This window comes from Sulfitobacter sp. HI0129, from assembly GCF_001635395.1.
Lineage (GTDB): Bacteria > Pseudomonadota > Alphaproteobacteria > Rhodobacterales > Rhodobacteraceae > Sulfitobacter.
Window position 1 is genome coordinate 1 of the sequence record NZ_LWGH01000398.1, and the last position, 21,005, is coordinate 21,005.

The 21,005-nt window shown below is 62.5% G+C and carries 22 protein-coding genes; 8 read left to right on the forward strand and 14 right to left on the reverse strand.

Annotated features, from left to right (window positions below; genetic code table 11):
- The 3 genes from A3764_RS10490 to A3764_RS10500 all read left to right on the forward strand — a co-directional run.
- The coding region (locus A3764_RS10490; RefSeq protein WP_067951566.1) for an enterotoxin at positions 1-822 on the forward strand (822 nt) is incomplete at its 5' end.
- The gene (locus A3764_RS10495; RefSeq protein WP_067925632.1) at positions 819-1,523 is read left to right on the forward strand and encodes an alpha/beta fold hydrolase; all 705 of its coding nucleotides are present in this window, start codon (positions 819-821) and stop codon (positions 1,521-1,523) included. The genes A3764_RS10490 and A3764_RS10495, both read left to right, overlap by 4 nt.
- Complete coding sequence (locus tag A3764_RS10500; protein ID WP_067925628.1) at positions 1,513-2,208, forward strand: RraA family protein; 696 nt, start codon at positions 1,513-1,515, stop codon at positions 2,206-2,208. Before A3764_RS10495 ends, A3764_RS10500 begins: the two co-directional genes overlap by 11 nt.
- Before the next feature lie 611 nt (positions 2,209-2,819).
- Here A3764_RS10500 and ugpC read toward each other — a convergent pair.
- The 12 genes from ugpC to A3764_RS10555 all read right to left on the reverse strand — a co-directional run bounded on the left by ugpC (position 2,820) and on the right by A3764_RS10555 (position 12,347).
- Positions 2,820-3,827: a sn-glycerol-3-phosphate ABC transporter ATP-binding protein UgpC gene (gene ugpC / locus A3764_RS10505; RefSeq protein ID WP_067925624.1), complete on the reverse strand. Its 1,008-nt coding sequence runs from the start codon at positions 3,825-3,827 to the stop codon at positions 2,820-2,822.
- A gap of 3 nt (positions 3,828-3,830) precedes the next feature.
- Positions 3,831-4,667: a sn-glycerol-3-phosphate ABC transporter permease UgpE gene (gene ugpE / locus A3764_RS10510; RefSeq protein ID WP_067925659.1), complete on the reverse strand. Its 837-nt coding sequence runs from the start codon at positions 4,665-4,667 to the stop codon at positions 3,831-3,833.
- Between the two features lie 65 nt (positions 4,668-4,732).
- Positions 4,733-5,614, reverse strand: coding sequence for a sn-glycerol-3-phosphate ABC transporter permease UgpA (ugpA, locus tag A3764_RS10515; protein WP_067925621.1), 882 nt, complete (start codon positions 5,612-5,614; stop codon positions 4,733-4,735).
- 333 nt (positions 5,615-5,947) lie between these two features.
- Positions 5,948-7,255 carry a sn-glycerol-3-phosphate ABC transporter substrate-binding protein UgpB gene (gene ugpB / locus A3764_RS10520; RefSeq protein ID WP_067925618.1) on the reverse strand — a complete coding sequence of 436 codons (1,308 nt, stop codon included), beginning with the start codon at positions 7,253-7,255 and terminating at the stop codon, positions 5,948-5,950.
- A 183-nt stretch (positions 7,256-7,438) separates the two neighbouring features.
- Positions 7,439-8,089: an urease accessory protein UreG gene (gene ureG / locus A3764_RS10525; RefSeq protein ID WP_067951567.1), complete on the reverse strand. Its 651-nt coding sequence runs from the start codon at positions 8,087-8,089 to the stop codon at positions 7,439-7,441.
- A complete protein-coding gene (locus tag A3764_RS10530) occupies positions 8,086-8,721 on the reverse strand; it encodes an urease accessory protein UreF (protein WP_067927568.1) in 636 nt (211 codons plus the stop codon). Before A3764_RS10530 ends, ureG begins: the two co-directional genes overlap by 4 nt.
- Positions 8,711-9,196, reverse strand: coding sequence for an urease accessory protein UreE (gene ureE, locus A3764_RS10535; protein ID WP_067927566.1), 486 nt, complete (start codon positions 9,194-9,196; stop codon positions 8,711-8,713). The genes A3764_RS10530 and ureE overlap by 11 nt, the downstream gene beginning before the upstream one ends.
- A gap of 8 nt (positions 9,197-9,204) precedes the next feature.
- On the reverse strand, positions 9,205-10,917 hold the full coding sequence (ureC, locus tag A3764_RS10540; RefSeq protein WP_067927564.1) for an urease subunit alpha: 1,713 nt from the start codon (positions 10,915-10,917) through the stop codon (positions 9,205-9,207).
- On the reverse strand, positions 10,917-11,222 hold the full coding sequence (locus A3764_RS10545; protein WP_067927562.1) for an urease subunit beta: 306 nt from the start codon (positions 11,220-11,222) through the stop codon (positions 10,917-10,919). Before A3764_RS10545 ends, ureC begins: the two co-directional genes overlap by 1 nt.
- Entirely contained in the window at positions 11,219-11,371 is a 153-nt protein-coding gene (locus A3764_RS24655) for a peptidase M23 (protein ID WP_150120897.1), read from the reverse strand. Before A3764_RS24655 ends, A3764_RS10545 begins: the two co-directional genes overlap by 4 nt.
- A 12-nt stretch (positions 11,372-11,383) precedes the next feature.
- On the reverse strand, positions 11,384-11,686 hold the full coding sequence (locus A3764_RS10550) for an urease subunit gamma (protein ID WP_067927559.1): 303 nt from the start codon (positions 11,684-11,686) through the stop codon (positions 11,384-11,386).
- 1 nt (position 11,687) lies between these two features.
- The gene (locus A3764_RS10555; protein ID WP_236630565.1) at positions 11,688-12,347 is read right to left on the reverse strand and encodes an urease accessory protein UreD; all 660 of its coding nucleotides are present in this window, start codon (positions 12,345-12,347) and stop codon (positions 11,688-11,690) included.
- A gap of 585 nt (positions 12,348-12,932) precedes the next feature.
- On the opposite strand from A3764_RS10555, the gene urtA reads away from it, so the two are divergent.
- From urtA to urtE, 5 genes are read left to right on the forward strand one after another with little or no spacing between them, the layout of a single operon-like run.
- Positions 12,933-14,195, forward strand: coding sequence for an urea ABC transporter substrate-binding protein (gene urtA, locus A3764_RS10560; RefSeq protein WP_443069052.1), 1,263 nt, complete (start codon positions 12,933-12,935; stop codon positions 14,193-14,195).
- 52 nt (positions 14,196-14,247) lie between these two features.
- Entirely contained in the window at positions 14,248-16,200 is a 1,953-nt protein-coding gene (gene urtB / locus A3764_RS10565) for an urea ABC transporter permease subunit UrtB (protein WP_067927550.1), read from the forward strand.
- A gap of 4 nt (positions 16,201-16,204) precedes the next feature.
- On the forward strand, positions 16,205-17,437 hold the full coding sequence (gene urtC, locus A3764_RS10570; protein WP_067927547.1) for an urea ABC transporter permease subunit UrtC: 1,233 nt from the start codon (positions 16,205-16,207) through the stop codon (positions 17,435-17,437).
- Positions 17,434-18,174, forward strand: coding sequence for an urea ABC transporter ATP-binding protein UrtD (urtD, locus tag A3764_RS10575; protein ID WP_067927544.1), 741 nt, complete (start codon positions 17,434-17,436; stop codon positions 18,172-18,174). The genes urtC and urtD overlap by 4 nt, the downstream gene beginning before the upstream one ends.
- Positions 18,175-18,177: 3 nt before the next feature.
- Positions 18,178-18,873: an urea ABC transporter ATP-binding subunit UrtE gene (gene urtE, locus A3764_RS10580; protein ID WP_067927542.1), complete on the forward strand. Its 696-nt coding sequence runs from the start codon at positions 18,178-18,180 to the stop codon at positions 18,871-18,873.
- A gap of 70 nt (positions 18,874-18,943) precedes the next feature.
- On the opposite strand, the gene A3764_RS10585 is transcribed toward urtE, so the two are convergent.
- Together A3764_RS10585 and A3764_RS10590 are read right to left on the reverse strand one after the other, a co-directional pair.
- On the reverse strand, positions 18,944-19,990 hold the full coding sequence (locus A3764_RS10585) for a YeiH family protein (protein WP_067951568.1): 1,047 nt from the start codon (positions 19,988-19,990) through the stop codon (positions 18,944-18,946).
- 4 nt (positions 19,991-19,994) lie between these two features.
- Positions 19,995-20,993 (reverse strand): Ldh family oxidoreductase, encoded by a 999-nt coding sequence (locus A3764_RS10590; protein WP_067924640.1) that lies wholly within the window; start codon positions 20,991-20,993, stop codon positions 19,995-19,997.
- Positions 20,994-21,005 lie beyond the last annotated feature (12 nt).

Here is a 21,005-nt window from a genome sequence, read left to right on the forward strand (position 1 = left end):
ATCGCCGACGAGGGTGGCACACCGCAATATGCGCGGCCGATGTGCGTGGGCGAGGTCAAATCCAAAGGTCAGGGCGAGCTGGAAAAGGACATTGCCAACCTCAAGGCGGCGATGGACGCGCATGGGGTCGAACGCGGCTTCATGAACGCGGCGTCACCCGGCGTGATCTCGCTGTTCCTGCAGAACGATTTCTACAAGACGCGCGAGGCCTATCTGGCCGCGCTGGCCGATGCATTGAAGGCGGAATACGAGACCATCGTCGCCTCCGGCCTCGACCTGCAACTCGACTGCCCCGACCTCGCGCTCAGTCGTCACATGCTGTTCAACGACCTCAGCGACGCCGAGTTCGTTAAGGTCGCGGCCAGCCATGTGGAGGCGCTCAACCATGCGCTCTCGGATGTGCCGCAGGACAAGGTGCGCATCCACATCTGCTGGGGCAATTACGAGGGGCCGCATGTCTGCGACATTCCAATGGCCAAGATGTTCGACACGCTGATGTCGGCCAAGGCGCGCTATGTGCTGTTCGAAACGTCGAACCCGCGCCACGGCCACGAATGGACGGTGTTTCGTGACCGCAAGGGTGACATCCCCGACGACAAGGTGCTGGTGCCCGGCGTGGTCGACACCACTACCAACTTCGTCGAACATCCCGAACTGGTGGCTCAGCGCATCGCGCGGTTCACTGATATTGTCGGGGCCGAGCGGGTGATCGCCGGGTCGGATTGCGGCTTCGGCACCTTCGCGGGCTACGGCGCGGTCGATCCCGAGATCGCCTATGCCAAGCTGGGCGCTCTGGCCGAGGGGGCAAGGACCGCCTCATGATGCCGCTTGTCCTATTGCCCGGCATGATGTGCGACGCCCGGGTTTACGCGCCGCAGATCGCCGCACTGTCCGGCACCCGCACCGTGCATTGCGCGCCCATCAGCGCGCATGACACGACGGAAGCGCTCGCCGCGGAGGTGCTGGATCAGGCCTCGCCCCGTTTCGCCCTGGCGGGTCTCAGCATGGGCGGCATCGTCGCCATGGAGATGCAGCGGCAGGCACCGGGCCGCGTGGCCGGGCTGGCGCTGCTCGACACCAATCCGAAGGCCGAGACCGACGAGGTACGCGCTCGCCGCCGGCCGCAGATGGATAAGGTCCGCGATGGCCAGCTGGCGCTGGTGATGCGGGACGAGATGAAACCCAATTACCTGACCGACGGGCCGCAACGGGCCGAGATTCTCGACCTGTGCATGGAGATGGCGCTGTCGCTGGGCGAGAAGGTCTTTCTCAACCAGTCGCGCGCACTGGCCCACCGCCCCGATCAACAGGACACGCTGCGCGGCTATGACGGTCCGGCTCTGGTGCTCTGCGGGCGCGACGACGCGCTCTGCACGGTGGCGCGGCACGAACTGATGCACGACCTGATCGCCGGCAGCACCCTGCGCGTCATCGACGGCGCGGGGCATCTGCCGACCCTTGAACAACCTGACGAGACCACTGCCGCCCTCGCGGCCTGGCTGGAGCAAACCGATGGACTATAAACTTCTGACACTCTTGCGCAGCGTCGACACGCCGACCGTCTGCAATGCCATCGAGGTGGCGCAAGGCCAGCGCGGTTTCAACGATTTCACCCGCGGCACGATGCTGTGCTCCGACCCCGAGGCGCCCCCGGTCGTGGGCTATGCGGTGACCGCGAAAATCTCGGCTCTGGCCCCGCCGACCGAGCCCGCGGAGGTGATCCGCACCCGCCGCATGGCCTATTACAAGGCGATGGCCGAGGGCCCCAAACCCTCGGTCGCGGTGGTCGAGGACGTGGACGCTCCCGGCTGCATCGGCGCCTACTGGGGGGAGGTCAACACCACCGTCCACAAGGGCTTCGGCGTGTCCGGTGCACTGACCAACGGCGTGATGCGCGACCTCGGCGACCTTGCGCCGGAGTTTCCGATCATCGCCGGATCGATCGGTCCGAGCCATGGCTTCGTGCATGTCACCGAACTGGACACTCCCGTGACGGTCTTCGGCCTCACTGTGCGACCGGGAGACCTCGTCCACGCCGACCGTCATGGCGCAGTCGTGATCCCGGCGGACATTGTCGACCGGCTCGCAGCAGCGATTGACAAGATGCAGAGCACCGAACATCTGGTGCTGGGTCCGGCACGCGAAGAAGGTTTCGATTTCGACAAGTTCGAAGCTGCCTGGACCGCGTTCGAGAAAGCTCGGACCTGAGACCGTGTCCGGGCGCGGCGCGGCGTGTCCTGATAGACAGCTATCTCGCACCGCTGGTCATCGTGTCGATGGGCGATGACGTCGGCTACACCTAAGAAATTTTCAAGCCGCTGCACTTTTCGACCTCGAACGGCTTCGCCGTCATCTCCCGCGCTGACGAGGACCGTTGGAGCGATCTCGACTCGCTGCTGACCTACCTTCTTGTTGCCGTCGTGGTCGGCGTCTTCGCCCTGCCCGAGAAGTTCACTGAGATCGAACAGGGTGCGCTCAACGCCCGCAAAGAATATCGGGTTCCGTCGCAAAGTTTTCTCTCGGTCAGGACGATGCTGCCAACGCTCACCGATAGACCATCGCCGTGAAGTTTGCGACAGAACCCACCAATGTCAACGTTTCGCTTCATGGTTTCCCCCGAAAACAAAAAGGCCTCATGCGCACTGGTGAGTGCGACATGAGGCCTGATTGCCATGCGGATCTATCCACTTTGTAGATTTGATAACTCGACGGATGCCGCCTGTCGAGAAAAAATGAGACTTTTGAAATTAAGTGCCGAAAAGGGCTCGATTTTGGTTCGAATGTTTCCCCAGGACCTGGGTCAGGTGCTGGCCGACACCCTAAACCGCCACACCCTTCGCGTCGAAGAGGATCTGATCGCCTGCGTCCCAGCCTAGCCCGACGCTGGCGCCTTCCTCGGGCTGCAATTCTCCCGCGCTCTGCCGCACCGTCGCCATCGTGCCGTCCGGCAGGGCCACATGCACCAGCGTCTCGGCCCCCAACGCTTCGGCGTATTTCACTTCCGCCGTCAGGCGCGGATCGGTGGGCGTGATCCGCATGTGCTCCGGTCGAACCCCCAGCCGCGCGGCGCCGGGCGCGACCTCTCCCGCAACGTCCAGCGGCAGGAAGTTCATCGGCGGCGAGCCGATGAAGCTTGCCACGAATTCCGTCCTCGGGTTGGCGTAGACCTCCAGCGGGGGTCCGATCTGGTCGGCGACGCCTGCATTCATCACGATCATCCGGTCGGCCAGCGTCATCGCCTCCACCTGGTCATGCGTGACATAGAGCGATGTGACTCCCAGCCGCCGTTGCAGCTGCTTGATCTCCAGCCGCATCTGAACCCGCAGCTTGGCGTCGAGGTTCGACAGCGGTTCGTCGAACAAAAATACCGCAGGTTTGCGCACGATGGCCCGACCCATGGCCACCCGCTGCCGCTGCCCGCCCGACAGCTCGCGCGGCCGCCGGTCGAGGTAGGGTTCGAGCTGCAACAGCTTTGCCGCCTCCCCTACCCTCGTGGCGATCTCGGCCTTGGACCTGCCCGCGATCTTCAGCCCGTAGGCCATGTTGTCGAAGACCGACATATGGGGATAGAGCGCGTAGTTCTGGAACACCATGGCGATGTCCCGGTCCATCGGCTCGCGCTCGTTCACCCGTTGCCCGCCGATCCGTACCTCGCCCGAAGTCACGGTCTCCAGCCCCGCAACCATACGCAAAAGCGTTGACTTGCCGCAGCCTGACGGGCCGACGATCACCACGAATTCCCCGTCGGCGATGTCGATATCCACGCCGTGGATCACCTCCGTGCTGCCGAAGGTCTTGCGGATGTCTGTCAGGGTGACGGTCGCCATGGATTACTTCTCACTGTCTACAAGGCCGCGGATGAAGAGCTTCTGCATCGAGATCACGACCACCACGGGCGGTATCATCGCGAGGATCGAGGTCGCCATGATCACCGGCCAGTCGGCCAGATCATCACCGCTCGGGAACATCTGTTTGATGCCCATGACGATGGTGTTCATCGACGGATCGGTGGTGATCAGCAGCGGCCAGAGGTACTGGTTCCAGCCGTAGATGAACAGGATCACGAAAAGCGCCGCGATGTTGGTCCGGCTCATCGGCAGCAGAATGTCCCAGAAAAACCGCATGGGCCCGGCCCCGTCCACCCGCGCGGCTTCGGCCAGTTCGTCCGGCACGGTCATGAAGAACTGCCGGAACAGGAAGGTTGCCGTGGCGCTGGCGATCAGCGGAAAGATCAGGCCGGAATAGCTGTTGAGCATGCCAAAGCCCGCGACCACCTCGAAGGTCGGCACGATGCGCACCTCCACCGGCAGCATCAGTGTCAGGAAGATCAGCCAGAAGAACAGCCGCCGCCCCGGAAACCTGAAATAGACGATCGCGAAGGCCGAGAGCAGCGAGATCACGATTTTGCCGAAGGCAATTCCCAGCGCCATGAAAAGCGAGTTCAACATCATCAGCGCCACCGGCGCGTTGATGCCCGACACCAGCGCCTTGCGGTAGTTCTCGAAAAACTGGTCGCCGGGCAGCAGGGGCATGGGCGGGCGCACGATCTCCGGCTGGGTCACGGTCGAGGCGACGAAGGCCAGCCAGATCGGGAAGAAGATGAAGAACAGCCCGATGATCAGGCCGAGATGGGTCATCCAGTACCCCGCCCCGCGCCGCTCCACCATGCCCTCGGGCGGGGTGCGACCGGACTTCAGCGGCGGGGTCGTCACCACAAGTGCGTCACGGGCGGTCAATAGTGCACCCTCCGCTCGATGAACTTGAACTGAATGATGGTCAGCGCGCCCACGATCAGCAGCAGGATCACGGATTGCGCGGCGGAGGACCCGAGGTCCTGCCCCACGAAGCCGTCACTGTAGACCTTGTAGACGAGGATCGTGGTCGATTGCTGTGGCCCCCCGCTCGTGATGGTGTGGATGACGCCGAAGGTCTCGAAAAAGGCATAGACAACATTTACCACCAGCAGGAAGAAAGTCGTGGGCGACAGCAGCGGCCAGACGATGGTGCGGAAGCGTGTCCAGAAATGCGCCCCGTCAATCGCCGCCGCCTCGATCACGCTGCGCGGAATGGCCTGCAGCCCGGCGAGGAAGAACAGGAAGTTGTAGCTGATCCGCCCCCAGGCCGAGGCGACGACAACGAGGCCCATCGCCTCCCCCCCGTTCAGCACATGGTTCCAGTCGTAGCCCAGTGTGCCGAGATACCATGTCACGATGCCCACGCGGGTGTTGAACATGAACAGCCACAGCACCCCCGCCACCGCCGGTGCGATGGCATAGGGCCAGATCAGCAGCGTTCTGTAGACGCCCGAGCCCTTGATCAGCCGGTCGGCCAACACCGCGAGATAAAGCGCGACGCCCATCGACACCAGCGTCACCAGTACCGAGAAGATGGCCGTGGTGACGAAGGAGGCACGGTAATAGGAGTTCGTCAGCAGGTATTCGAAATTCCCCAGCCCCACGAACTGCATCGACAGCCCAAAGGGATCGGGAATGAACAGCGACTGCCAGACCGCCTGCCCCGCCGGGTAGAAGAAGAACACCGCCGTGATGAACATTTGCGGCAGGACCAGCAGCAGTGGCAGCCAGATGCCCTTGAAGGTGACGCGCTTTTCCATCACCGCGCCGCCGCTTCGCCCGCCGTGCGGCCGGGTCGCACCATGCGAGAAAGGAGTGGTGCCCTAACGGTCAAGGTTTCCATCTCGATCTCCGATCAGCGGGCGGCCTGTGCCCGCAAGCAAGTGGAAGTGGGGCGCTTTGCATTTACCTCGTCCGGATATGAGGCTCGGAATGCCGGGTTCTTCGAGATGTTGGATGCCAGAGCGCAAGAACCGACGGAGGGCCGTACGACAATTGCCCAGATGGCAGATGATATGATCTGCAAGAAGAGGGCGACGCTTGATTTCCCCGGCCGACGGAGAAGGCGCCGTGAAGGCGCCCTCCCCTATCCTTCAGCGGCTGGCTTGCTCGAAGCGGCGCAGCAATTCGTTGCCGCGTTCCACCGCTGTGTCCAGCGCCGCCTGGGCGTCCTTGTCCCCTGCCCAGACCGCTTCCAGCTCTTCGTCGATGATAGTGCGGATCTGGTCGAAGTTGCCGAGGCGCAGGCCCTTGGAATTTGCCGTCGGCTCCTTCGCCGTCATCTGCTTCACCGCGACGTCGGTGCCCGGGTTCTCGTCATAGAACCCCTGCTCGCGGGTCAGATCCGCGGCGGCCGAGGTGATCGGCAGGTAGCCGGTATCCTGATGCCATTGCGCCTGAACCTCGGGGCTGGAAAGGTAGTTCAGGAAGGCCGCGACGCCCTCGTACTCCTCTTCCGTCTGCCCTTCCATTACCCAGAGCGAGGCACCGCCGATGATCGTGTTCTGCGGCGCTGCGTCCACATCCGACCAGACCGGCAGCGGGCGTACGTCGAAGTCGAACGTGGCCTCGTTCTTGATCCCGGCGTAACCGGCCGAGCTTTCGGTAAAGAGCGCACATTCGCCCGCGCGAAAGTTTGCCCCGCCCTCGTTGCGACGCCCGGCATAGATGAACTTGCCGTCCTGAGCCCAGTCACCCAGCGTCTGGATGTGCTTGACCTGCAGATCGCTGTTGAAGGCGAGCTCCGTGTCCAGCCCGTCGAACCCGTTCGACTGCGTGGCGAATGGCACGTCATGATAGGCCGACAGGTTCTCCAGGTGGATCCAGCTCTGCCAGGCTGTCGTCATCGGACAGGTGGAGCCCGCATCCTTCAGCTGCGTCAGCACCTCACCCACATTCTCCCAGGTCGACAGATCCGTGTCGGGATCGACCCCGGCCTCTTCCAGCGCATCGCGGTTGACCCAGAGCACCGGGGTGGAGGAGTTGAACGGCAGCGAGAGCATGTCGCCCTCGCTCGAGGTATAATATCCTTTCACCGCCCCGATATAGCTATCGGGATCGAACGCTGCCCCCGCGTCTTCCATCACCTCGTAGACCGGCTTTACCGCGCCCTTGGCACCCATCATGGTGGCGGTTCCAACCTCGAAGACCATCAGGATGTCCGGTTGTTCGCCCGCGCGGAAAGCAGCGATGCCCGCGTTCAGCGTTTCGGAATAGTTGCCCTTGTTGGTGGCCGTTACCTTGTAGTCCGACTGCATCTCGTTGAAGTCGGCGACCTGGGCATCCACCAGCTCTCCCAGCCGGCCGGTGAAGGCGTGCCAGAACTCGATCTCGGTCTGTGCGGCGGCGGGCCCTGCCACCAGCATCGCCGCCACCGAGGCGTGCAGCAAATTCTTCGTCATCTTGAGATCCCCCCAGAGTTTTAAAATTGCCTATTATTGAGGCAGCTTATCCATCGTTGGCTGCGCAAGGCAAGCTCTGCATTTCAGGAGCGTGTAACGGGATGATGACGGTGCCCAAGATTTTGTGCGCAATGAAAGACGCCCGAAAGGCTTGGCCCGTTGAGGCCGTGGCGTCCGGCATGACTACGTGGCCTGACGTTCAAGCGCTTCCGAGCCCGCTTTGGCAAGGCCGCCGATGTTTGAAAGATGTTCGATCACCTCCGCCACGCCAACGCCCCCGCGGAGTGAGCAGAACACCGTGGGCAGGGAGGGTCGCATGCGGGCGCTGTCGCGCTTCATGACATCCAGTGAGGCGCCTACATGCGGGGCCAGATCGGTCTTGTTGATGATCAGCACATCCGACCGGGTGATCGCCGGGCCGCCCTTGCGGGGGATTTCTTCGCCTGCCGCGACGTCGATCACGTAGAGCGTTACATCCGCCAGTTCCGGGCTGAACGTCGCGGACAGGTTGTCGCCCCCGCTTTCGATCAGAACGATCTCTAATTCGGGATGTCGCTTCACCATCTCCGCAACGGCGGCCAGATTGATGGAGGCATCTTCCCGGATCGCGGTATGCGGGCAGCCGCCGGTTTCCACGCCGATGATGCGGCTTTGCGGCAGGATCTGCAGCCGCATCAGGGCTTCGGCGTCTTCCTGAGTGTAGATGTCGTTGGTGATGACACCGATGGAATAGCTATCCTGGAGGGCACGGGCCAGCGCCGCTGTCAGGGTGGTTTTACCCGCGCCTACGGGGCCGCCGATGCCCACCCGCAAGGGGCCGTTGAGGGAAGTCATGTGCGGAAAATCCTCGAATACTGCGTTTCATGTTTCATCGATGCGATATCGGACAAAAAGGCGGTGGAGGTCAGATCATCGATCGATCCGCGTACAGCCTGTTCAGCCAATTCGGCAAAATCGGGTGTGAGCGCCCGGATCAGCCGATGCCCCTCTGTCTGGCCCAACGGTATGAGGCGCAGGCCCGCAGTAACAAGGTTGCTAGCAAAGGCCTGAAGATACATTCGAAGCGTCAGCTCCAGTGGCAGTTGCTCCCGCCCCGCCGCGTAACCAACGGCGACCGGATAGGTGAGGGCGGGTATCGGCATGTCCCAGATTCCCCGGGTTGCGCGGCAGAAGGCTTCGCCCAGCAGGACAGACTCCGCCAGCCGTTCGGAGGAGGCCGCAAAAGCACGCGCGGTTGCATCCGTGTCGGTCGGATCGTCCGCGCGAAAGGCGGCCGCGAGAAACAGCGCATCGGCTACGCCCGCGCCGTACCGTAGCGCCGTGAGCACCCAGTCACGAAGCGTATCTGCATCTGTCACGTCGCGGGAGTCCACAGCCCATTCCAGGCCATGGCTATAGGCGAAGGCGCCAACCGGATAGGCGGGCGAAAACCATTGCGCCAGTGTCAGGACGTGATCAGTGTTCATGTTCATGACTATGGCCGTGGCTGGCGGTGTGGTCATGCCCATGGGTGCGGCCATGACCGTATGCCCCCCCTTCGGGAGTGAAGGGCTCGGAAACCTGGCGCGTGATCGTGCCTAGCTTGCCTAGCATGTCCTGGATCACATGGTCGCGCTGGATCAGCAGGCGGCCCGGTTCAATCTGGCAGGGCGTATGCCGGTTGCCGATGTGCCAGGCAATCCGCACGAGATCCGGACCGGTGATTTCAATCAGATCCTCCCGGGCGGCGACAACCTCGATCAGGGTCCTTCCCTGCAGCTCGAAGGCATCCCCGTGATCCAGTGAGGTGGTCTGCGCCAGATCGGCAAGGAACCGGGTCCCCTTGGTCGTCGTCAGCATCCTGCGGCGCAGAAACCGGGCGTCATAACTCAGACTGACGGAGTCATGATCGCCGCGCCACGTGCCCGCACGGTGTATGTGTTGGGATACGAGGGGGGGCATGTTACCTCTCAGAACAGGAAATAGCGCTGCGCCATGGGCAGCATCTCGGCGGGTTCACAGGTGAGCAGCTCGCCATCGGCACGGACTTCGTAGGTCTCGGGATCGACCTCGATCTGAGGTGTAGCATCGTTCAGCCGGAGGTCTTTCTTGCCGATGTTCCGGGTGTTCGTGACCGGAACGGTCTGCTTGGCCAAACCGAGCGATGCCCCGATGCCCTCGGCCTGCGCCGCTTCGCTGACGAAAACGACCGCTGCTTTTTCTACCGACCGTCCAAACGCACCGAACATGGGGCGCGAATAGACCGGTTGCGGCGTCGGGATGGAAGCATTGGGATCACCCATCTGGGCACAGACAATGCTGCCGCCCAACAACACCATTTCCGGTTTCACCCCGAAGAACGCGGGGTTCCACAGTACCAGATCGGCGCGCTTTCCGATTTCGATGCTGCCGATATGCGTTGATACGCCATGCGCGATGGCCGGGTTGATCGTGTATTTCGCGATATATCGGCGCACCCTGAAATTATCGTTCTCGCCCGCTTCCTCGGTCAGGCGACCGCGTTGCTTTTTCATCTTGTCTGCCGTCTGCCACGTCCGGATCAGCACCTCGCCCACCCGCCCCATGGCCTGGCTGTCGCTCGCAATGATCGAAAACGCGCCCATGTCGTGCAGGATATCCTCCGCGGCGATGGTCTCACGGCGGATACGGCTTTCGGCAAAGGCGACGTCTTCGGGGATCGATTTGTCGAGGTGATGGCAGACCATCAGCATATCCAGATGTTCCTCCAACGTGTTTACCGTGAAGGGACGCGTGGGGTTGGTGGAGGAGGGCAGAACATGGTCCTCGCCACAGATGCGGATGATGTCGGGCGCATGGCCGCCGCCCGCGCCTTCGGTGTGGAACGCATGGATGGTCCGGCCCTTCATCGCCTTTACCGTATGTTCCACGAAACCGGATTCATTCAATGTATCGGTGTGGATCATCACCTGCACATCCATTGCATCCGCGACAGATAGGCAGCAGTCGATGGCCGCCGGCGTGGTGCCCCAGTCTTCGTGCAGTTTCAGCGCACAGGCGCCGGCCTTCACCTGCTCTTCCAGCGCGGCGGGCAGCGAGGCGTTTCCCTTGCCCGCGAAGGCGAGGTTCATGGGGAAAGCATCTGCCGCCTGCAGCATCCGCCCGATATGCCAAGGCCCGGGCGTGCAAGTGGTGGCCAATGTGCCATGGGCTGGCCCGGTGCCACCGCCCAGCATGGTGGTCACGCCGGAATGAAGCGCGTCTTCGATCTGTTGCGGGCAGATGAAGTGGATATGGCTGTCGAAACCACCCGCCGTCAGGATGCGGCCCTCACCCGCGATCACTTCGGTTCCGGGGCCGACAATGATGTTCACGCCCGGCTGTATGTCCGGGTTCCCGGCCTTGCCGATGGCCGCGATACGCCCCTCCTTCAAGCCCACGTCGGCCTTGTAGATGCCGGTGTAATCCACGATCAGCGCATTGGTGATCACGGTATCGACCGCGCCGGCTGCACGCGTGGCCTGCGATTGGCCCATGCCATCACGGATGACCTTGCCGCCGCCGAACTTGACCTCTTCGCCATAGGGACCGGTCAGGTCGCGCTCCACCTCGATGATCAGATCGGTATCGGCCAGACGCAGCCGGTCCCCGGTGGTGGGGCCGAACATGGCGGCATAATCCGCTCGTTGGATCTCCGCAGGCATCAGAGCGCTCCCATCACGGCTTTGTTGAACCCATAGACGATGCGCGCACCGTCGAAGGGGATCAGCTGGACCTCACGCCGCTGGCCCGGTTCGAACCGCACCGCGGCGCCGGCAGCGATGTCCAGCCGCATGCCCCGTGCGCTGTCGCGGTCGAACTGGAGCGCGGGATTGCTTTCCGCAAAGTGGTAGTGGCTGCCCACCTGTACAGGCCGGTCCCCGGTATTGGCGACCATCAGCGTTATCGCAGTGGCCCCCGCATTGAGAATGATCGACCCTGCCGCCGGGAACAATTCTCCCGGGATCATCTGCGGCGCCCATAGGCCAGAAGAGCCACGACAACGGTAAAGAGCAGCGCGAAGCCCATGGCCCAGATATCACCGTGAGGATTGAGATGGGCACCGGAATGAGCGGCAGCGGGGGTGGCCAGAATGGCAGGGATGAGGGCGTGTTTCATGAAGGAGACTCCTTATCGAATGGGGTTGTGAACGGTCACCAGCTTGGTCCCGTCGGGGAAAGTCGCCTCGACCTGTACTTCGGCGATCATCTCCGGAACGCCGTCCATGCATTGATCCCGCGTGACGATCTGCGCACCGGTCTGCATCATGTCGGCGACGCTTTTGCCGTCCCGCGCGCCTTCGACCACCGCATCGGTGATCAGTGCGATGGCTTCGGGGTGGTTCAGCCTGACACCGCGGGCCAGCCGCTTGCGCGCCACCTCGGCTGCCATTGCGATCAGCAGCTTGTCTTTTTCGCGGGGGGTCAGTTGCATGTCAGGTCATCCATGTACGGGGAAGGGCGCCTTCGTTGAGCAGGCGCAGGGTGGGGATGAGGGAGCGCCGCAGCTCGAAGCTGTCGGGAGCAAGTATGCGGGAGACCAGCAGATCGGGTCCGATCAGTGTCGCGCCCGCTGTTTCGGGCAGCAAGGCGCGAAGACGCGGCAGATAGGCTTCGGCGTCGGGTGCCACATAGACAATTGTGGCCAGTGCCCCCGCGCCGCCTGCCGTGAAGGCGGCGCCCAGATGCGCGGCGAGATCGCCCTGCAGCCGCATCGCGTCGAGAAACAGGGGCCGGCCCCTGCGGCGGATGTCTATCCGGTCTGAAAAGCGGGCGGCAGTCAGGCTCTCGCCCATGGCTGCGCGGCCAAATATAAGCGGCTCGACCAGCAGAAGGCTGGCGTCCCGCTCCAGTTCGACGGCGAGTTCACGGGCACCGTCACAGCCGTTGTAAAGGATGGTTTCCTGCGGCAACCAGTCCATCCGGGCCCCGCGTGCAACGAATAGACGGTTGTGCAGAACGGCACCCTGCCCCGATTGCGCACGATAGAGCCGTTCGGCGGCCTGCGTCGTGATGCCCAGCCGGGTGTTTTCCGCCGCGCGGGCAGTCAGGGCGAACCTGTCGCCGCCCGTGACACCACCTGCAGTATTGATCACGATCGCCTGCAGGCCGTCTCCGCGAGGCCGTGGGAAAAGCACCTTCATCGCGCCCGATTGATGCAGATCGTCCAGTACGGAGCCACCCGCCCGCGCCTTGGCCGAGAACGAAAGGCTGCCGATGGCGCGGGGCTGGCGCGGCCCGCTGCGGGGGGGTGATATGATGTCTGATCGTGTAATCGCGGCTGCTCCGTCCGGCGTTTGGATGATGCGACATCATCACAAGGCCAAAACCGAGTCACCGAATAGCGTGATACCGGCGGGGCGCTGTCTGGAGATGCTCAAAATGTAATCGCAACTCACCCCACATGCTCAAATATTACGCACCCTTTCGCAGGCGCGGCGGCAAAACTGTGAGGATGTCTGTATCTTCTGCTGCGGCGCGGCAAAGCTGACCCTGCCATGACCCCGAAGGCTCAAACCCGGGGAAGGTGTGTGGCAGCCGGACGAATTGGACCCCGAACCGGCCACCACACGGATTGCAACATTTAGTTGCAGGGACGGCGTATGGGACGCTGCGCAACTGCGCAAGGTTTTATCCGCCAGCCCTGCGAGGAGACCATCATGAACTTTCTCAACCCCGCAATGACAGGCGCGCTGCTCGCCGCCGGCTTGACGACACCCGCCTTCGCCGCCCCGGATTGCCCGATCAAGGTGGGCGTCCTGCATTCGCTCTCGGGCACGATGGCCATTTCCGAAACGACCCTGAAAGACACGATGCTGATGCTGATCGAGCAGCAGAACGAAAAGGGCGGTCTGCTGGGCTGTGAGCTTGAGGCCGCTGTGGTCGATCCCGCATCCGACTGGCCGCTCTTTGCCGAAAAGGCACGCGAGCTTCTGACCGTGCAGGAGGTGGACGTCATCTTCGGCAACTGGACGAGCGTCAGCCGCAAGTCGGTTCTGCCGGTCATCGAGGAACTGAACGGTCTTCTTTTCTACCCTGTGCAATATGAAGGCGAGGAAAGCTCGCGCAACGTATTCTATACCGGGGCGGCCCCCAACCAGCAGGCAATCCCCGCGACCGACTACTTTCTCGATGAGATCGGCGTCGAGAAATTCGCGCTCTTGGGAACGGACTATGTCTACCCCCGTACCACCAACAACATTCTGGAAAGCTATCTCAAGTCGAAGGGCGTCGCGGACGGCGATATCTTCGTGAACTATACGCCGTTCGGCCATTCGGACTGGTCCAAGATCGTGGCCGACGTGGTCGCACTGGGTGCGGATGGCAAGAAGGTGGGCGTTATCTCGACCATCAACGGCGATGCCAACATCGGTTTTTACAAGGAACTGGCCGCTGCCGGCATCTCGGCTGACGACATTCCCGTGGTGGCCTTTTCGGTCGGCGAAGAAGAGCTTTCGGGCCTCGATACCTCCAACCTCGTGGGGCATCTGGCCGCGTGGAACTATTTTCAATCCGCCGACTCCGACGCCAACACCGCCTTCATCGACGCGTGGAAAGCCAAGATGGGCGAGGACCGCGTGACCAACGACCCGATGGAGGCGCATTACATCGGCTTCAACATGTGGGTGAACGCGGTCGAAGAGGCAGGCACCACCGATGTTGATGCCGTTCGCAGCGCCATGTACGGCCAGGAATTTCCGAACCTGACCGGCGGCACGGCGGTGATGCTGCCCAACCACCACTTGGCCAAGCCTGTGCTGATCGGTGAAATTCAGGCAGATGGCCAGTTCGATATCGTAAGCCAGACCGCCGAGGTGCCCGGCGACGCCTGGACGGATTTCCTGCCGGAAAGCGCCGTTCTGACCTCGGATTGGAAAGACCTTGGCTGCGGTATGTACAACACCGAAACCAAGACCTGCGTGCAGACGCTGTCGAACTACTGATCGCTGACCGCCGGAAGGGTGACGCCCTTCCGGCAATTCGGGACCCCCACACATGCTTCGTTTCATCCTCGCAGGCATTGCCTTGCTCTTCAGTTGCACGCTGACGCTCGCCCAGGACCGTGCAATGCAGGACATCCTGCAGGAGCAGGCCGCGCTGATCATGGAAAGTTCGCGTACCTCGATTGCGCCGGCTATTGCCGCAATCGCTGACAGTGGTCTGCCCCAGGCCCAGGTCGTGCTGCAGACATGGCAGGCCAAGAAGATGTGGCGGCGTGTGGCGGATGGTGTGTTCTTCCGCGTCGAGAAGGCGGAGGATGGCAACTATACACTGATCGACCTTGATAGTGGGGAACAGGCAGGCAGCGCGAAAAAATCCGACATCGACCAGATCAAGCCCAACAGCGGCATTCGCGCCCTGCTCGGATCCGCGCTGGTCCAGTTCCAGTTGCAGGACCCTGATCCCCGGCGCCGATGGGCTGCATTAACCTCGATTCAGCGCAATCCCGCGGCCGATCTGCTTGCACCGCTGCGCGCTTCGATCCCCATGGAGGACGACCCGGAGTTGAAGGCGATGAAGCAGCGCGCAGAACGTTTGCTGACCATTGCCTATGATCCGGATGAAAGCAGTCGCATCGCGGCAATCGATCAGATGTCACGCGACATCGGGGTGGATGTGCGCGCCACGCTCAATCCACTACTGGAAACCCGCCTTGCCGTCTTTGCGGGCGAACCGCCTTCTGATGTCAATATCGCAAGCAGGTTGGAACCCGGCGAACAGATCACAGCCATCGCCGCCTATGACATTCTGGTCGCCGCTGACATGGGCCCGCCGCGCATCGCCCCGGACGCGATACGCAGCGCCCTTGCCGAGCATATTCAGGGTGGCTTTGTGGGCGGTGTCCCGGTTCACCAACTGGATAGCCAACCTGCGAGATCACGCGCCTATGCGGCGCTCGCGGCGGAAGGGCTTGTTCCGCCCGAACCCACGCCTGACGCCATGGCGGAGACCTTGGCCCGGCACAGTTTCCTGCGCCTCTTCGCCGAGCCCTCGCCCGCCGTCACCGACGCGGCGTTGAAAGCGATGCGGTCCATCGATCTGCGTGTCGGCCTGAACCGGACGCTTGATCTGTTCCTCGACGGGATGTCGCTGGCGTCGATCTACTTTCTCGCGGCAATCGGGCTTGCCATCACCTTCGGCGTCATGGGCGTCATCAATATGGCCCATGGCGAGTTCATCATGATGGGGGCCTATACCGGCTATGTGGTCCAGCAGGTCGTGCCGGATCACACTCTGAGCATTTTGCTGTCCATCCCCCTGGCCTTTGCCGTGACCTTCGCGGCCGGCGTGGCGCTGGAGCGTTTGGTGATCCGGTGGCTCTACAACCGTCCCCTCGAAACGCTACTGGCGACTTTCGGGGTGTCCATCGCCCTCCAGCAGCTGGCCAAGAACGTTTTCGGCACACAGGCCCGGCCCCTGACCGCGCCGGGCTGGCTGGACGGTGCATGGGTGCTGAACGATGTCGTGTCGATCAGCTATATCCGCATCGCGATCTTCGTTCTGGCCGGGGTGTTTCTGGCGATCTACCTTTATATCATGCGCCGGACCCGGCTGGGGCTGGAGACCCGGGCCGTGACCCAGAACCCTGCGATGGCCGCCAGCATGGGCATCAACCCGAACCGGGTGAACATGCTGACCTTCGGACTGGGGTCGGGCATCGCCGGAGTGGCGGGTGTGGCGATTGGCCTCTTTGCCAAAGTCACCTCGGAGCTTGGCAGCGAATACATCGTCCAGAGCTTCATGACCGTGGTTGTCGGAGGGGTCGGCAATATCTGGGGCACGCTTGCGGGGGCGGGTATGATCGGTTTCCTGCAAAAGGGCATCGAATGGTTCAACCCGTCCAACACGCTGGCGGCGCAGACCTTCATGATCATCTTCATCATCATTTTCATCCAGTTCCGGCCGCGCGGCATCGTTGCGCTGCGCGGCAGGGCGGCGGGGGACTAAGGCCATGCCACACGGTTTCCTGATGCGTCACCCGTCCACGATCATTTTCGTTCTGCTTCTGGCGCTGTTCACGGTCGCGGTCACGGTTCTTTCCGAAGGGCTGGGCATCGGGGTGATATCGACCAGCCTCGTCAAGACGCTGGGCAAGACGTTGTGTCTGGCGCTGGCTGCCATCGCGATGGACCTTGTCTGGGGCTATGCCGGCATCCTGTCTTTGGGGCACTTCGCCTTCTTCGGACTGGGCGGCTACATGATCGGCATGTGGCTGATGTACGAGCGGACCCGCGATATCGTCGTGGAGGCATTGGCCGACGCACCGATCCCCCCGACCCCGGAGGAGATTTCCGATGCCATCGGCAATCAGATTTTCGGCGTCGTGGGAAGTTCGGACTTCCCGCTGGTCTGGGCCTTTGCGGATTCGCTCTTCGTGCAGTTGCTGCTGGTCGTGCTGGTGCCGGGCCTTCTGGCACTGGCGTTCGGCTGGCTGGCCTTCCGCAGCCGCGTGGCAGGCGTCTACCTGTCGATCCTGACACAGGCCATGACGTTGGCGCTGGCACTCTACCTCTTCCAGAATGACAGCGGCCTGCGCGGCAATAACGGTCTGTCCGGCCTGCAGAACCTGCCGGGGCTGGATCACGTCCCGCAGTCGCTGGTGTCACTGTGGTTCCTCTGGGGGTCCGCCCTGGCACTGGGCATGGGGTATCTGCTGGCCGCATGGGTGGTTTCGGGCAAGTTCGGTTCCGTCCTGAGGGGGATACGCGACAACGAGGCGCGGGTGCGATTCCTCGGCTATTCCGTCGAAACCTACAAGCTGACGATTTTTACCGTGACCGCCTGTATGGCGGGGATCGCGGGGGCGCTCTATTACCCGCAGGCCGGTATCATCAATCCGGCCGAGATCGCCCCCATAGCATCGATCTATCTTGCGGTCTGGGTGGCGATAGGGGGACGCGGACGGATCTACGGCGCGGTGATCGGCGCGGCCTTCGTGAGCCTTGTTTCTTCGTGGTTCACCGGCGGGCAGGCCCCCGACATCCCGCTGGGCTTCTACACCGTCAAGTGGGTCGACTGGTGGCTTGTCGTACTGGGTCTTTCCTTCGTGCTCGTCACTCTTTTCGCACCCAAAGGCATCGGGGGGCTTTTTGATCTGCTCAGCCACCGTTTCAGCCCCGACCGGCACGGCGCCGATCTGGGCCCAGACCAAGGGTCACTGCGTGAGAAGGAGGCAACCGAATGACCACCTTGCTCGAGGTTTCCGGCGTGTCTGTCAGCTTTGACGGGTTCCGTGCGATCAACAACCTGTCCTTCCGCATCGGCGAGGCCGAGATGCGCGCGATCATCGGACCGAACGGCGCGGGAAAGACCACCTTCATGGATATTGTCACCGGCAAGACAAAGCCGGACACGGGCCATATTCTTTGGGGCGAAAAGAGCCTGTCCCTCCGGGGCCTGTCCGAAGCAGACATTGCCGGGGTCGGTATCGGCCGCAAGTTTCAAAAGCCATCGGTCTTCGAGGATCAGACCGTTCAGGAAAATCTGGTTCTGGCACTCAGAAAAGCGCGGGGGCCTTTCGCGGTGTTGTTCTACAGGCCCACTGCGGCGGATCTTGACCGGGTGGAGGCGCTGGCTGCCGAGATCGGGCTTTCAGACGCGCTCCTGCGGAAATCCGGGGAACTCAGCCATGGCCAGAAGCAATGGCTGGAGATCGGTATGCTGCTTGCGCAAGAACCGCGATTGCTTCTTGTCGACGAACCCGCGGCAGGCATGACCCCGGCGGAGCGTGAACACACCACGGCCCTCTTGGTCGAAGCCGCCCGGACGCGCGCGGTCGTGGTGGTGGAGCATGACATGGAATTCGTACGCAGGTTGGATTGCCGGGTCACGGTGCTGCACGAAGGGTCCGTGCTGGCGGAGGGCTCGCTGGATCATGTCACGGCAAACAAGAACGTTATCGACGTTTATCTGGGGCGATAAATCATGCTTAAGGTCGAAAACCTGTCGCTGCATTATGGCCATTCGCAAATCCTGCGCGAGGTCTCTCTTGAGGCTCCGAAGGGGCAGGTGACATGCGTGATGGGGACAAACGGGGTGGGCAAGACCAGCCTTGTCAAGGCAATCGCCGGTGTGCACCCCCGATCAGGAGGGGACGTCACGCTGGACGGCAGTGCACTGGGCATCCTGCCGCCGCATCTTCTGGCGCAGAAGGGCATCGGTTACGTCCCGCAGGGCCGTGAGATATTTCCGCTCATGACGGTGCAGGAAAACCTTGAGACCGGGTTCAATTGCCTGTCCCCCGATCAAAGACGCGTGCCTGAGGAAATCTATGCCCTGTTTCCCGTCCTGAAGGACATGCAGGCCCGCCGCGGCGGTGACCTGTCAGGCGGTCAACAGCAACAGCTTGCGATAGCCCGGGCATTGATTACCCGGCCGAAACTTCTTTTGCTGGATGAACCTACGGAGGGGATACAGCCCAATATCATCCAGCAGATTGGCCGCGTCATCGAAGTGCTGCGTAAAGAAGGACAGATGGCGATCGTCATGGTCGAGCAATTCTTCCAGTTCGCCTATGACCTGGGGGACAACTTCGTTGTCCTGCGGCGGGGCGAGGTCATTCTATCGGGTCAGAAGGAAACGATTTCGCGCGAGGCGCTGTTGACGAAAGTCTCCGTCTGACGATTGGGGTGGGACTGCCATCGCGAATTGGCAGCGACGCATCGGCGGTTCGTCTTCGCGAAAAGCTCTCTCAACCTGCGCCCGCCAACGGCAGAAAGCCGAGCGCGATCCCGACCAGCGCTGCAAGAAACGCTGTTTCGGCAACCAGCAAGGCGACGGCGGGTAAACCGACGTTCAGAATGTCCTTGGGCTGGGTTTTCAAACCAACCGAGGCGATTGCGACCACCAGCAGCCAGCGGGACGCTTCGGATGCAATCTCGACGATGATCTCGGGCACCAGACCGGTGCTGCGAAGTGCAGCCAGCGCCACAAATCCGATCACGAAAATGGGCACCAGCGGCGGTCTCTTGCCTTTCGCCTCCTGCGCTGATGCTACCGTGCGGATTACCAGCGCGGCGACCACCACGACCGGGGCCAGCATGATCACCCGCAATAGTTTCACCAATGTTGCAACGTTGCCGGTTTCCTCAGAGACCGAGAACCCCGCACCCACGACCTGAGCGACGTCATGGACGGTGGCGCCTATGAAGATACCCGTCGTCTTGTCGTCAAAGCCGATGGCAACGCTCAGGACCGGATAAACGATCATCGCGAGGGTCGAGAGCAGCGTGACCGAGACCACGGTAAAGATGAGCCTCTCTTCCGAACGCGCGTCCCGCGGCAGGATCGCGGCGATGGCCATGGCAGCCGACGCGCCGCAGATTGCAACCGCCCCCGCAGAGAGGAAGGCGAACCGGTAGCGGAACCCGAAAAGACGCGACACGGCAAGGCCGAAGCCGATGGTCGCCACGACGGCCAGCACCACGAGCAGTACAACCTTCCATCCAAGCAAGGTCAGGACCTCGCCACTGATGCGCACCCCAAGAAGAGCGACACCGAGACGCAAGAGCTGCCGCGAGCCGAAGTCGATGCCGGGCCTCGATTTCGCCTCGTGGCCGAGGAAATTGAGCGAGATACCGAACAGAAGGGCCAACAGCATCGTGGGCGCACCATAGTGTTCGGCGATAAACTGGCTGGCCAGCGCGATAATCGCGGCAATCAGAACGCCCGGCAACAGCACCTTGATGCGGTTCGGAAACGGGCTGGCGGTGCCGGATGCGGGTTGCGGATCGGTCATCGGTTCAGGTCAGGCTCCGTGCAGTATCGAGGTAGTGGCGCGGCACATCGAGACCGCAGGCGCGGGCGTGCGCAATAGCCGAATTGCGCCGCGTGCCCGGTAGACGGGCGCCTTCCAAATTGGAAACCGTGGTCAGCAGCGCCTCCAGCCGGTCTGCGAAGGCCTCCTTCCCTTCGGGGCGCAACGCCAGCAGAAACTGGCCCGATCCCGGCGGCGGGCCATCAGGGGTAAAAAAAGACGACACCTCTGGGCTATGGTTCGCGCCCGCCAGGGTGGCGGCGAGTATTTCGACCATCAGTGCCAGCGCGGTACCCTTGGCCTCTCCGATGGGGATCATCGAGCCTGCCAGCGCCGCCTCGGGATCGGTCGTTGGTTTTCCTTCCGCATCCAGCGCCCATCCTTCGGGGATCGACTGTCGGGATTTCCGCGCATGCATCACCTTGCCCCGCGCCACCCGCGACAGCGACAGGTCGATAACCAACGGTTCCGCGCTGTTGCGCGGCGCGGCAAACGCAATCGGGTTGGTGCCGAAAACGGGAACCGATGAGCCCCAGGGCGCGATGGCCGCCGGTGCGTTGCTGACCATCAGGCCGATCAACCCTTCGCGGGCCAGCTTTTCAACCTGCACCGAAAGCGCGCCGCAATGGTGCGAATTCATGATCGATATCGCCGCGGTGCCGTAGCACTGCGCGACCTGCACGCCCCAGTCAATAGCCTGGTCCAGCGCGGGATAGGCAAAACCGTGACCGGCGTCGATCAGCAGACTGGTCTGACTGATCTGGCGTGAAGTGATTTCGGCGCGGGCGCGGATTTTGCCGGAGCGGACCTGCCCCACGTAATCCTCAAGCCGTGAAAAGCCGTGGCCCGACTGTCCTTCGGCCTCTGCGGCGACGAGGGCCGCGGCGACCGAACGCGCTGGCGCCTCGGGGACATCCTGTGCGCAGAGGACGCGGGTGATCAGCGCCTCGGCGTCCTCGAGACTGATGATCTCGGAGTCTGGCATGTTGGGCTCTCC